The 12,759-nt window shown below is 71.0% G+C and carries 7 protein-coding genes; 1 reads left to right on the top strand and 6 read right to left on the bottom strand.

Going from position 1 to position 12,759, the window contains the following annotated elements:
• Window positions 1-337 precede the first annotated feature (337 nt).
• Window positions 338-1,765, top strand: a complete 1,428-nt coding sequence (locus ABZ463_RS11190) for a DUF4041 domain-containing protein (RefSeq protein ID WP_362775436.1) — start codon at window positions 338-340, stop codon at window positions 1,763-1,765.
• A gap of 127 nt (window positions 1,766-1,892) precedes the next feature.
• Here ABZ463_RS11190 and ABZ463_RS11195 read toward each other — a convergent pair whose 3' ends face one another.
• The 6 genes from ABZ463_RS11195 to ABZ463_RS11220 all read right to left on the bottom strand — a co-directional run bounded on the left by ABZ463_RS11195 (window position 1,893) and on the right by ABZ463_RS11220 (window position 12,734).
• Window positions 1,893-2,921, bottom strand: coding sequence for an MmcQ/YjbR family DNA-binding protein (locus ABZ463_RS11195; protein WP_362775438.1), 1,029 nt, complete (start codon window positions 2,919-2,921; stop codon window positions 1,893-1,895).
• Window positions 2,922-3,448: 527 nt separating this feature from the next.
• Window positions 3,449-6,085: a S8 family serine peptidase gene (locus ABZ463_RS11200; protein WP_362775440.1), complete on the bottom strand. Its 2,637-nt coding sequence runs from the start codon at window positions 6,083-6,085 to the stop codon at window positions 3,449-3,451.
• 599 nt (window positions 6,086-6,684) lie between these two features.
• The gene (locus ABZ463_RS11205; RefSeq protein WP_362775442.1) at window positions 6,685-7,638 is read right to left on the bottom strand and encodes a hypothetical protein; all 954 of its coding nucleotides are present in this window, start codon (window positions 7,636-7,638) and stop codon (window positions 6,685-6,687) included.
• Complete coding sequence (locus ABZ463_RS11210; RefSeq protein WP_352016189.1) at window positions 7,635-8,876, bottom strand: MFS transporter; 1,242 nt, start codon at window positions 8,874-8,876, stop codon at window positions 7,635-7,637. The genes ABZ463_RS11205 and ABZ463_RS11210 overlap by 4 nt, the downstream gene beginning before the upstream one ends.
• A 4-nt stretch (window positions 8,877-8,880) precedes the next feature.
• A complete protein-coding gene (locus tag ABZ463_RS11215) occupies window positions 8,881-10,326 on the bottom strand; it encodes a DNRLRE domain-containing protein (protein ID WP_362775445.1) in 1,446 nt (481 codons plus the stop codon).
• 152 nt (window positions 10,327-10,478) lie between these two features.
• Window positions 10,479-12,734, bottom strand: a complete 2,256-nt coding sequence (locus tag ABZ463_RS11220) for a SulP family inorganic anion transporter (protein WP_362775447.1) — start codon at window positions 12,732-12,734, stop codon at window positions 10,479-10,481.
• Window positions 12,735-12,759 lie beyond the last annotated feature (25 nt).

A 12,759-nucleotide genomic window follows, 5' to 3' on the forward strand; every position in this document is an offset into this window, starting at 1 on the left:
GTCGGCTCCTTGCGAAGTGCCGGATTCCCGTTCTTCCGGAGCGTGCGAGGAACGAGCAGGAGACGTTGATCGCTCCGCCCGCCGTACCGCCAGGTGGGTCGGCGGCAGTACCGAATGGCGATCGCTTTCTTGAAGTTCCGACGGAAAACGCGTAGGCGTAACCCGGCCAGGGGGGCGATCGAGCTTTTCGCCGTCAGCCGTGTAGATCACTCAGGCCCGCAGGAGGGAACAAGGCCTGGCCACCCGGGTGCGCTCCCTCAGATGTAAACCGATCAGACCGGACGGCTGTCCTCCTGTGGCATGTGTTGTGTGGAACACACGGCCGAGGAGGGTGTTCATGATGGAATACCGGTTCAACTCGCCTCCCGGATGGCCGGTTCCGCCCGTGGGCTGGCAGCCTCCACAGGGGTGGCAGCCGGATCCGTCATGGCCCCCGGCGCCGCCCGGCTGGCAGTTCTGGGTGGCCGTACAGGCGCCGCAGCCCGCCCCCGCCCCGGCTCCGGCACCCACGCTGCCGGAGCGAAGCGGCGGAGGGCTGTTCGGCGGGAAGAAGAAGCTGGAGGCGGAGAACGCCGAGCTTCGGGCGTGGGTCGAGCGGCTTGGCGGGATGGACGCCATGGGTGTCTCCGCGCTGACCGAGGAGCTACGGGCCGAGCACGGGCGGCTGCGGGCGGCCGTGGCGGACGCCACGAGGCGGTTGCGCGAGGTCGAGCGTCAGGTCGTGCGGACCGAGGAGACCGTGCTGCTGCAGGAGGCCGGGGTCTACGACTACCGGCATCCGCTGAGTGACGCGGTGGCGTACAAGGAGCGGCTGGCGGAGGTCAAGGCCCGGATCAAGGCGATGGCCAGGGAGAACAAGGCGGTGCTGGGCTCCACGGGCTGGCAGGTCAACGGGTCGGCGGCCGAGGGGCGCCGGATGGTGCGCGACTTCTCCAAGCTGATGCTGCGCGCCTACAACGCCGAGGCCGACAACTGCGCGCGCACGATGCGTCCGTACAAGCTGCAGTCGGCCGTCGACCGGCTGGAGAAGGCCGTGGAGATGATCGTCAAGCTCGGCAAGACGATGGACATCCACGTCAGCGGCGACTACCACCGGCTGAGGGTCTACGAACTGGAGCTGACCGCCGACCACCTGGCCAAGCAGGAGGAGGAGAAGGAGCGCACCCGCGCCCAGCGGGAGCAGCAGCGCGAGGAGGAGGCCGCGCGCCGGGAGTTCGAGCGGGAGAAGGCCCGGCTGCGCAAGGAGGAGGCCCACTACAGGTCGGCGCTGTCCAAGCTGATCGCCAAGGGCGACGAGGCCGGGGCGGAGGAGCTGAAGGCGAAGCTGGAGGAGATCGGCGCGGCGGTCAGCGATGTGGAGGCGCGCGAGGCCAACGTCCGGGCCGGGTACGTGTACGTGATCTCCAACATCGGGGCGTTCGGTGAGGACGTCGTCAAGATCGGCATGACCCGTCGCCTGGAGCCGGAGGACCGGGTGCGGGAACTGGGGGACGCCTCGGTGCCGTTCCGGTTCGACACGCACGCGTTGATCTTCAGTGACGACGCGGTCGGGCTGGAGGGACGGCTGCACGCCGCGCTGAACGATCGGCGGGTCAACCGGGTCAACCCGCGCAGGGAGTTCTTCCGTGCCACACCCTCGGAGGTCAGGGACCTGCTCCAGCAGATCGCGGGTCAGCACCTGCTGGAGTACCGGGACGTTCCCGAGGCGCTGGAGTGGCGGCAGTCGGTTCACCCGGCGGTGGGGAAGGACGAGGCGCGCGTCTGAGACCGCATGGCGGTGGAGAACAGGCCACCGAGTCGCGTTTCAGGGGCGGGCGGAACCGGAACCCGGCCCGGAGGAACGGAGACCCGGGTCCGCCGTACGCGCCGGGACGTCCGCGTACGGCGGGTCCCTACTCCTGGGAGGCCATGGTGATCGTGACGTACAGGTACTCGTCCAGGACCTTGGCGAGTGACACCGAGGGTCGTCCGGCGAGGAGGGGCAGCGTGTCCTCGTCCGTCCCGGCCGCCTGGAGTACGGCCCGCGCCCAGGCCCGGCCCATCCGCAGGTGGGCGCCGAACGCCGCACCGTCGCGCGAGCCGTACAACCGTACGGCGATGGCGGCGTCCCAGGGCATCGCGGCGCGTGGTCGCAGGCCGTACAGCGCCTTGGCCGCGGCGGTCGGGCCCAGCGAGCGGGCCGCCCGGCCGGTGGCGACGGGAAGGGCGGCGAGCTCCGCGTACGCCAGGGAGAGAACGTCGATCTCCCCGTCGGAGAGCACCGCCAGGCTCACCGACGGCAGGTCGGCGGCCCGGTTCCGCCACCATTCGGCGAGGCCGGAGTCGAGGAGGTCGGGCTCGCCCTCGCGGGGGTAGCGGATGCGGCAGCCCCAGGAGTTCAGCCAGCGCAGCAGCGCGGCGCGGTGCCCGGCACGCGACAGGTCGGCCGCCGGGCCCGTGGTCTCCAGGAACCTCAGCCAGCCGGCGTCGACGTTGGAGAACCCGTTGAACACCCGGGCCGCCGCCCGCAGCCCGTCCAGCGTGGGAGCGTCCGCGACAGGCGCGGTGGAGACAACGGACGGGCCGGTGCCCTGGAGGTGGGCGGCCGCCACGCGCTTCGGCACGACCATGCGCCACGCCTCGACGACGATCTCCCGCATCTCCGCCGGGGTGACGGCGTCCACCCGGACCCGGACCCAGTTGAAGCGCTCGTCCGACGGCACCGGCATCAGGAACTTCTCCGGCTCGGAGGCGACGAGCGCCGCGCGCTCCTCCTTGGGGAAGGCGAAGCCCATGAGTTCCTCGTCCCTGGAGAAGGAGAGGTAGACGATCTTCCCGACCCGGAACTTGATCCGGTCCCTGACCAGGGCCTCGTGTGTGCGGGGCAGGGACAGGGCAAGTTCGCGCACCTGCTCGACCGTGACCGTCTGAGCGGACCTCATCGGTGGACCGGACCTCCTCCAGATCGCTCCCACCGCTCGTCGAACGGTTCGGGTGTGCCGACGCCGCGGCCGGAGACCGTTTCTTCGCCGTCGGCGGACCATACGGTAGGCGAAGTCGGGCGTGCCGTCACCGCGTCGACGACCTGGCCGGTCGGCGAGCCGTGGCGGACGGTCCGGACCAGGGCGTCCCGCCGCCGGTGGAGCGCCTCGGCCCGAGATTCCGGACCGAGGCGATGCCCGCGTGGTCCGGGGTGAGGGTCAGGCCGGGTCGGCGGCGACTAGGCGCTGAGGTGCTCGATCACGCGGGCCCGGCATCGTTGGCCGGACGCGGTGAGCACGATCTGTTTCGCCCGGTGATCGGTCGGGTGCGGCTCCCGCTGGATCAGCCCCTGCTCAGGTCGATCAAGGACGAAGGCGGTCTCGCGGGACGCCGGAGATCCCCATGACCGGGCGGTAGGCGGCTCCCGGATCGGGACGGGGCGCCCGGGAAGCGGTTCCCGGGCGCCCCGCTCGCATGAGCCGACGTCCTACGGGGTCAGGATGTCGTCGATGGCGGCGCGCAGGTTGGGCTGCGGGCCGATGCGGTGAGGGTCACCGGCGGGCTGGGCCGTACCGGTGAGCTTGAGGGTGTCGCGGACCTGGGCGGGGGTGAGCACTCCGCCGTTGGCCTTGGCGACGCCCTGCAGGGAGGCGACGGTTCCGGCGACGATGGCGCCGGCGCCGGAGGTGCCGCCGAAGCCACCGGCATAGGTCTTGTTGGGGTCGGTCTCCAAGGGGGTCAGGTCCTGCCAGCCAGGAGCGGTCGTCGACGCCACGCACTCGCCGTAGGCCTGGACGTCCACGCGGACGCCGTACGACGACAGCGGCAGCGCGGTGCGGTCGGCGGAGGGAGGCGTGCCGACGCAGCTGGGGCTGGGCGGGGTCCCCGCCCCGACCATGATGGCGCCGGAGTCGGGGCGGCCCATGATGACGGCGACGTAGGGGTCGGTGGAGTCGTCGAGGTCGACGCCGCTGTTGCCCGCGGGCTCCACCACGGTGATTCCGGCGGCGGTGGCCAGGACGACCTGGTCGTAGACGTTGCTCTGGTACTCCCAGGGGTACTGCCGGGTGCTGGGCTTGACGGCGATCTCGAACAGGATGACGTCACCCGGCTGGGAGTGCGCGGTGGCGTAGGCGACGGTGTCGAACACGGCGGTGCCGGACAGGTGCAGGGTGGCGTGGGGCGCGATGCCGGCCATGCCGACACCGTTGTCGTCCTGGGCGCCGATGATCCCGGCCACCGCGGTGCCGTGACGGATCGAGAGGTCGTTGGTGCAGGGGTCGCCGAACGCGGACGGCACCTGGACGATCTGACCGGTCGCGACGCGTCCGGCGAGGTCCTCGTGGCAGAGGTTCCACCGGTTGGTGTACGCGACCAGTTCGACGGGGCCGTGCCGGTTGGTGGTGGTTCCGTCACCGAGCTGGCCGCTGCTGTTGAGGCCCCAGACGTGGAACGTCTGGGCGAGCTTGGTGATGGTGTGGGCCAGGCCCGCCGCGGCGATGTCACTGGTCGCCGGGATCACGGTGGGGGAGTACCTGTCGACGGTGGTTGCGTCGCCGAGCTGTCCCTGGTTGTTGTCACCCCAGGCGTAGGTGGCCCAGGAGACCGATTCGGCCGTCGCGACGCTGTGCCTGCTTCCGGCGGCGATGCTGTTGACGTTGGCCAGGCCGGGGACGGAGATCGGGGTGGTCCGGCCGGTGGTGGTCCCGTCGCCGAGCTGTCCCTCGCTGTTGTCGCCCCAGGCCTTGACGGTGCCGTCGGACAGGAGCGCCAGAGCGTGGTCGCCCCGGCTGCTGATCTGGGTGACGCCGGTCAGGCCGGTGACGGCGGCGGGGGTGGCACGGTCGGTGGTGGTCCCGTCGCCGAGCTGGCCGATGCCGTTGGCGCCCCAGCCCTTGACGGTGCCGTCGGCCATCAGCGCCAGGGAGTGGACGCCGCCCGCGGCGACCGAGTCCGGCGCGGTGCGGACGCCGGTGAGGCCGGCTACGGCGACGGCGGCCGGGGAGTCGGGGCCGACGTAGCCGAGTTGTCCCAGGCTGTTGTCGCCCCAGGCGCGTACGGTGCCGTCGGACAGGACGGCCAGGGCATGGCCGAGACCGGCGCTGATCGCCACCGCGTTGGAGATCCCGGTGACCTGCACCGGGACGGTGCTGTCGGTGGTGGTGCCGTTGCCGAGCTGGCCCTGGCTGTTGTCGCCCCAGGCCCAGATGGTGCCGTCGCTCTTGAGCGCCAGAGAGTAGTCGTCTCCCGCGGAGACGGAGGTGACGCCGGTCAGGCCGGGGACCTGGGAGGGGACCTTCTTGGCCGTGGTGTTGCCCAGGCCGAGCTGGCCCTGGCCGTTGTCGCCCCAGGCCCACACCTGCCCGAGCGCCGGAGTCCGCGTGATCAGCAGCGAGTGGTCCTGACCCGCGGCGATCGTCTGCGGGCCGAAGTAGGGGATGTAGGTGGACTGCTCTTCGATGTCGGTGACGGTGATGCCGTCGCCCTTGCCACCGGTCTGGGCGTTGGCGTAGTCGGCGTCCACTCCCGCGCCCAGCGAGGAGGTGGCGGCGTTGCGGTACCTCTGGTAGGAGGCCAGCGGTTCGGAGGTGGCGACGGGGGTCATCCTGGCCTGGGCGATCTCCACCGAGGGCAGGGCGTTGAGGTCCTTCAGCAGGCCCTCGACGCCGCTCTTGGGGGCGGTGACGACGAACCAGGAGTTCAGGTCGGGCAGCTGCCTGCCGGTCTTCCTCTCCAGCTGGAGCCGTCGTTCGGTGATCTTCGTCTCGGAGACCGAGGACAGGGGCCTGATGGAGGCGTCCTTGTACCTGGCCAGGACCCGCTGGATCTCGGTCGCGTCCTCGGAGTCCTTGGCGACCAGGCCCTGCCCGCGCAGCCGTACGGCGAGGCCGGGCTTGAACTTCACCGAGAGCTCGGTCGTGGAGAAGCCCTTGGGCAGAGGCCCGTGGGTGCCCGGGGCGGTGCCCTTGTCCTTGCTGTGGTCGTAGGCCGGGGCGGGCTCGGCCGAGGCGGGGGCCGCGGCGACCACGCCGGACAGCGCGCCGACGGCCACGGAGAGCAGGGCCGCGGCGAGTCGCCGTGACCGTGGTCCTCCGCGGCCCCGGGAGTCAGAGCGAAGTGACAACAAATTCTCCTCTGGCGTCGTTCTCGGCGTGCGGGCACGGAGCATGACAAGCCGTGACTCCAAGAATGCGGAAATCGATGGAACGCCTGCCCTGCCGCCTCGGACCAAGGCCTTTCCGTTTGCCGCGCTTCGCCGTACATCATGAAAAAAACTGATCCGACGAGTCAGCATGACCGAGAACCCGTGTGAAAATCAACTGTGAAAATGGATTGCACGGTCAGCTTCCGGGCGGGCGCGTGAAGTGATTTTCGGTGATTCATGGAACGGAAAGAAGCTCCCTCTCCGTGGTTGACAGGGGAGGATGCGCGACGTATGGACGATGAACATCGTTTTCCTGAGAGGGTAAGGAACGTCACAGACCTGCGGATGTTTACCGGATCGATCTCCGTTTCTCGACGGGGAAGACGTGTCGCTGAATGGCAGGAACGCGGCCGGTCGTTCGTGACCGAGTGATCGCCCTCCGTGTTACACAGAAACGCAAACAAACGTCTTAGCGGCGCGAAAGCGTTGGCATTCCTCCATGCGGAACGAGAAAAAGGAATTCGCACGGAACGGCGCGCCCCGCCCGGAGGCGGGACGCGCCGGTGTTTTCCGTGAGGTCAGGCCGGGGCGGGGGAGCCGGCACCGGGGACGAGCAGCCGAGGAGCCCCGGTGCCGTCCGCGGGGACGGACCAGACGTTGTTGGTGCCGTCACCGGTCTGCAGCGCGTAGGCGACGGTCCGGTCGTCGAGCCAGGCGGCCTGGTCGTCCACGCTGCGCGTCTCGGCCAGCGGGGTGACGCGCCGGGTCGCCAGGTCCAGGACCGAGAGCCGCCAGCCCTTTTTCGGATCGGCGCCGACGGCGGACTTGTAGGCGATCCGGGTTCCGTCGGGGGACAGGGACGGGCACTCGACGTTGTCCCGCAGCGTCCTGACGGTCCCCGCGGCGAAGTCGCCCTCGACCAGGTGACGACGGCCGTTCGTGGACAACGTCGCGTAGAAGCGGTTGTCGTCCGAGGCGAACGTGACGCCCCAGAAGTTGACGTCGGAGTTCCGGTACGGCCTGCCGTCCAGCGTGATCGAGAAGTCCTCAAGCGAGGAGACCAGCCGTCCCGTGCGGGTGTCGAGGATGCCCGCCCGGGTGGAGAAACCGGTCGTCGCGTAGGAGTGCCCGTCGATGAACAGCGTCCAGGCGACCATCCGGCCGCTGGCCGAGACACGCAGCCGGTTCGGGAAGCCGGTCAGCGGCAGGCTCCTGCGCTCCTTGAGAGAGGGGTCGAGGACGATCAGCCCGGACGAGCTGAGCGGGCCGACGGGTTTGAGGCAGGCGAGGGTTCCCCCCGCGACGTAGGCGCGGTCGCAGCGCAGCTCGGTGACCTCGCGCGGACCGCCGGGATCGGCACGGGAGACCGTCGACAACAGGCCGTTGGTCAGCACCTGCAACCGTGGCCCCGCGACCGGAGCTCCGGAGGAGGCGGACGAACCAGAGGAAGGAGCGGACACGGGCCGGTCTCCGGCCAGTGCCGTGTAGGTGACGGCGACCCCGGCGAGCAACAGGGCCGCCAGGACCGTCACGAGGACACGTGCGCGCGGGCTGAGAGTGATCGTGACTCCTTGGTGAGCAGGAAGACGGTCAGGGGCAGGGCGAGCAGGGCCGCCACGGCCGCGGCGAGACAGGCGGCACCCGCGCCCCAGGTCTGCCAGGCCAGGCCGAAGAGCACCGAGGAGACCGAGTAGGCCAGGGCCTGGCCGCTCTGCACCAGGGCCATCCCGGTGGCGCGCAGCTCGGGCGGGAACACCGAACCGGCCAGCGCCATGAGGACGCCGTCGGTGGCCGCGTAGAACGTCCCGTAGAGGACCAGCACCGTGACGACCAGCGGCAGGCCGCCGAGCGGGCCGTACAGCAGCAGGTAGACGGCGGCGAGCAGGGCGTTCCCGCCGGCGAACACCCACAGCCGTCCGATCCGGTCGGCCAGCCTGCCCAGCGGCGCGGCCAGCAGCAGATAGACCAGGCTCGTACCGACCGCGAGGATCGGGAACCAGCCGATCCCCAGCTCGACACGCCGCTGCAGGACGAGATAGACGAACCCGTCGCCGATCGTGACCAGGCCGAGCAGGCACGCGGCGGGCAGCAGACGGCCACGTCCGAGCCGGGCGACGGCCCGCCACGAGACCTCGGCCGGGCGAGGACGGGGACCGGCCGCCGCGGGCACGAACAGCACCAGGATCAGTACGGCGAGCAGCGCGACGCAGAAACTCGTCACGAAGACGGGTCCGAACGCCCCGTTCCCCAGCGCGAGCACGGCGAGCGTGGCGATCGGCCCGAGGAAGGCGCCGGTCGCGTCCATCGTCCGGTGCACCCCGAAGGCCCTGCCGAGCCGGTCCTGCGGGGTGGCGAGAGTGATCAGCGCGTCCCTGGGGGCCGTGCGCAGGCCCTTGCCCGCCCGGTCCGCCGTGATCATCAGCCCGATGAGCGGCCCCGAGGCACCGGCGGCGAGCAGCCCGAGTTTGGCGAACGCCGACATCCCGTAGCCGAGTCCGGCGACGGTCTTGTGCCGGTTGACCCGGTCGCCGACGTATCCGCCGACCAGCCGCAGCAGCACGGTCGCGCCGGTGTACAGGCCGTCGATGACGCCGTAGGCCGCCGGGCTGAACTGCAGCCCGACGACCAGGTACAGCGGCAGGATCGCGGTCACCATCTCCGCCGAGACGTCCGTGACGAGACTGACGGCGCCGAGCGCGAGCACCGTGCCGCCGACGGCCCTGACGGGGCCGCCGGCGGTCCGGTTCCTGTCGAGAGTGGAGAGGTACACGTCGTCAGTGGCAGGCGGTGGTGCCGCTGTCGGTGAAGGTCTTGCCCGCCTCGGGCACGAACTGCCAGCTGTAGCTGTTGGCGTGCAGGGTCACCTTCAGGACGCCGTAGGTGTCGCTGTTGCGGACCTCACTGTTGGGCAGGATCGTCCCGAACGAGTAGTGGCTGGCGCCGCCGGAGCCGACGACGAAGTGCCGGATGCCCCGGGCGTTGTCGAGCTGGTTGGCCGGGTTGATCGGCGCGAACCGCTCGTACTGGTGGTTGTGGCCGGTCAGGATCAGGTCGGCGTCGTTGTCGTACAGCGCCTGCACGATCGGGGCGACCGAGGTGTCCGGCGAGTGGTTGGCGCCGGAGGTGTAACGCGGGTGGTGCCACATCGCGACCGTGCACGGCTTGGTGCTCGCGGCCAGGTCGGCGCGCAGCCACCGCTCCTGCGCGGACCCGGCGTTGCAGCCGCCGACGGCCGAGCAGTTGGAGTTGACCACCACGACGTGCCAGTTCGCCCCGAGGTCGTAGGAGTAGTAGCCCTTGGACGGGTCGCCCGCCGACGCGCCGAAGTAGCCGTAGTAGCCCGAGGCCCCGGAGGTGTTGTAGTCGTGGTTGCCCGGCACCGGCCTGGTCCGCGCCTTGTGCCGTCCCCAGGTCGGGTCGTAGTAGGTGTTGAACTCCGAGGTGGTGCCGTTGTTGTAGACGTTGTCGCCCAGCGTGAAGACCGTGCCGGGGATGGAGTCGAGCAGCGCGGCGGTCGCGCTGTCGCCGGAGCCGGAGTTGGAGATGTCGCCCGCCCCGACGAGCACCGGATCGCCGGAGGCCGTCGAGGTCGGCGTGGGCGTCGGGGTCGAACCGGTGTCGGTGGTCACCACCAGCTGGGGCGCGGTCGAGGACCCGCTCTCCCGCGCGTCGTAGTCGGCGCCGTCCGAGCTGGAGGAGGTGACGCCGATGCTGTAGGTGCCGTTGCCGGTCACGTACGGCGTGACGTCCAGCTCGTACCAGGAGTTGCGGGCCACCGGGCCGAGCGTGCCCAGCGTGGCCCCGTCGATGGACGGCTGGTTGTTCCAGGTGGTGCCGGTCTCGGACCAGGTGGTGCTGCCGACGGCCTTGAAGGTGCCGCCGCTGCCGCTCTCCGAGCCGCTCACGTCGTCGGTGTGGACGCGCAGCTTGACGTTGCCGACCGTGCCGGTGACGCCGGTGACGGTGAACCGCAGGAAGAACCGCTTGACCGGGGAGCCGTCGACGCCGAGCTGTCCGGAGGTGCCGTAGTTGGTGCCGGTGTGGCTGTTGTCCACATAGGTGTCGGCCACCGGGGTGAAGGTGGTGGAGGCGGCGTTGGCCACCCCCGTGGACAGGGAGACGGCCGCGAACACGGTCGCGCCGCCGACGGCGACGGCCGCGGACGCCGCCGTGAGCGCCCTGCGTCGGGAGGGTCGAGATGGTCGGAGCAGTCGGAACATGCGTCACTCCTCATGCACGGAGGGTTGTGGGAGGCAAGCACGGACGCTAGGCCGCCAAGGACTCGGTTCGATGAGCGCGGAGGAATCAGACGGAGACGGGAAGGTTAATGACCCACACACCAACCGGGAAAAGCATGGTGGCCGAATCGGGGTTACGGATGTCTATCCACAAGGCCAGGTACCGGCCCGAGCACGTGGACCCGGGCCGTGGGGATGTCGAAGTAGAGGCCGACCAGCTCCAGCCGCCCCCGTCCGACCAGCTCGGCCACCCGGGGAACGGTCAGCAGGTTCTCCAGCTGCTGGACCACGTTCGTACGGCACAGCCGGTCGAGCGCCCCCTCGTCGGCTCCCGCGTCCGGGCCGGAGAGGAAACGCGCCAGGCTGTGGTCACCGTGACGCAGCCAGCGGCCGAGTGAGGGCAGCCCCGCGGCCTTCTCGCCGCCGTCGAGCAACGCGGCCATCGCCCCGCAGCCCGAGTGGCCGCAGACCGTGATCGTCCTGACGCCCAGCGCGCCGGTCGCGTACTCGATCGCGGCCATGACCGAGTCGTCGCGCGGCACCGCGCCCCAGCGGGGGACCAGGTTGCCGATGTTACGGACGGTGAACAGATCACCCGGCCCGCTGGCCGTGATCAGGTTGGGCACGACCCTGGAGTCGGCACAGGTGATGAAGAGATGGGAGGGGTCCTGCCCACGGGCCATCGCGTGCAGGAACGGCCTGACCAGCGGCGCCGTACGGCGGTGGAACTCCCGCGCCCCGGCGAGCAGGTGGTCGGGGGCCGGGACCGGTCCGGCCCGCTCCGGCGGAGACCCAGCAGGGGAGGGCCCGGCCGGCAGTAGCGTGGGACCGCGCCGGTGCGCCCAGGGCAGCCACCAGCGCTCAGGGTCGCGGGGCGGCGACTTCGCCGGGAACATCCTGGCGCCACCGGCGGCCATGGCGTACCACTCGTCGTGAAGCTCGTCGACGTCCACGCTGCCGCCCCCGCGCTCGTGCTCCTGACGCCAGGCGTGCACGGCCTCGAAGGCCGCGTTGTCCATGAAGTCGATGTTCAGGTCGAGGTCGACCGCCACGCCGGGGGGAACGGTGTGCAGCTCCGCGACGATCCTGGGCACGCCGAGGAAGGTCAGCGAACCGCCGATCAGCACGTGCCAGCGGCCGTCGGGCTCGGGCCTGGCCCGGACCGTCACCCCGGTGAGGCGGCGCAGCGCGGACAGCGCGGCCAGACCGAGACCGAGCAGCACCCCCTCGGGAAGACCGAGCAGCACGACCCCGGCCATGGTGGCGAAGTAGATCGGGATCTCCCCGTGCCCGTGCAGGCCACGCAGACGTCGCAGATCGGCCATCCGGACGCCGATGAAGATCAACAGGGCGGCCAGCGCCTCGGCGGGGATCAGCGTGATCGTCCGCCACAGGCAGACGGCGAACAGCAGGATCCACAGGCCGTGCAGGACCGCCGACCAGCGGCTGCGCGCCCCGGCGCGCAGGTTGGCCGTACTGCGTACGATCACTCCGGCGACGGGCAGCCCGCCCAGCGCGCCGCTGACGATGTTGGCCACGCCCTGCGCGGCGAGCTCCCTGTCCAGGTCGCTGCGCCCGCCGTCACGCTGCTTGTCGACGGAGACCGCGCACAACAGCGACTCGACCCCGGCCAGCAGCGCCACCAGCAGCACCGCTGCGACGATCCCGTGCCAGTCTCCCTCCGGCCACACCGGGGCCACCCAGCCGACCAGGCCGGCCGACAGATCGAGCCGGGTGACATCCCAGCCGGCCAGCAGGGCGGTCGCCGAGGAGACGGCCAGGGCGGCCAGCGGCGCGGGCACGATCCGTGACCGCCGGGGCAGCCGGTTCCAGCCGAACATGACGCCGACGGTGAGCAGGCCGACGAGGACCGCGTGACCATGGACGGCGGCGAGCTGGCCGGGCAGCTCGGCGAGGTTCTCCACGGCGGAGCGCTGCGGGGCGCCGCCGAGCACCACGTGCACCTGGCCCAGGGCGATCACCACACCCACCCCGGCGAGCATGCCGTGCACCACGGCGGGGGAGACCACCAGCACCGCGCGGGCCACCTTGAAGGTGCCGAGCAGCAGTTGCAGACCGCCCGCCAGCAGGGTGATCAGGCAGGTGGCCCGCCAGCCGTACACGGCGATCAGTTCGGCGACCACCAGTGACAGCCCGGCGGCGGGCCCGCTGATCTGGACGGCGGAGCCCCCGAGGAGGCCCGCGACCACCCCGCCCGTCACCGCGGCGACCAGCCCGGCGGCGGGCGGCGCCCCGGAGGCGACCGCGACGCCCAGGGACAGGGGCACCGCGAGAAGGAAGACCACCAGGGAGGCGGGCAGATCATGACGTACTACGGAGGCGAGGGTGCGTCCGGTGAGCGCGATGTCACTCTTCGTGTTCGTCCCCATGGGCAGACACTACGCTGCCGACGCC

It is taken from the genome of Streptosporangium sp. NPDC020145 (genome assembly GCF_040631275.1).
In the GTDB taxonomy this organism is placed as follows: Bacteria; Actinomycetota; Actinomycetes; order Streptosporangiales; family Streptosporangiaceae; genus Streptosporangium.

What these genes read in the sequence shown, in the direction of transcription:
- ABZ463_RS11190 (WP_362775436.1), top strand. Translation starts at nt 338, where the DNA reads ATGATGGAATACCGGTTCAACTCGCCTCCCGGATGGCCGGTTCCGCCC.
- ABZ463_RS11195 (WP_362775438.1), bottom strand. Translation starts at nt 2,921, where the DNA reads ATGAGGTCCGCTCAGACGGTCACGGTCGAGCAGGTGCGCGAACTTGCC.
- ABZ463_RS11215 (WP_362775445.1), bottom strand. Translation starts at nt 10,326, where the DNA reads ATGTTCCGACTGCTCCGACCATCTCGACCCTCCCGACGCAGGGCGCTC.
- ABZ463_RS11220 (WP_362775447.1), bottom strand. Translation starts at nt 12,734, where the DNA reads ATGGGGACGAACACGAAGAGTGACATCGCGCTCACCGGACGCACCCTC.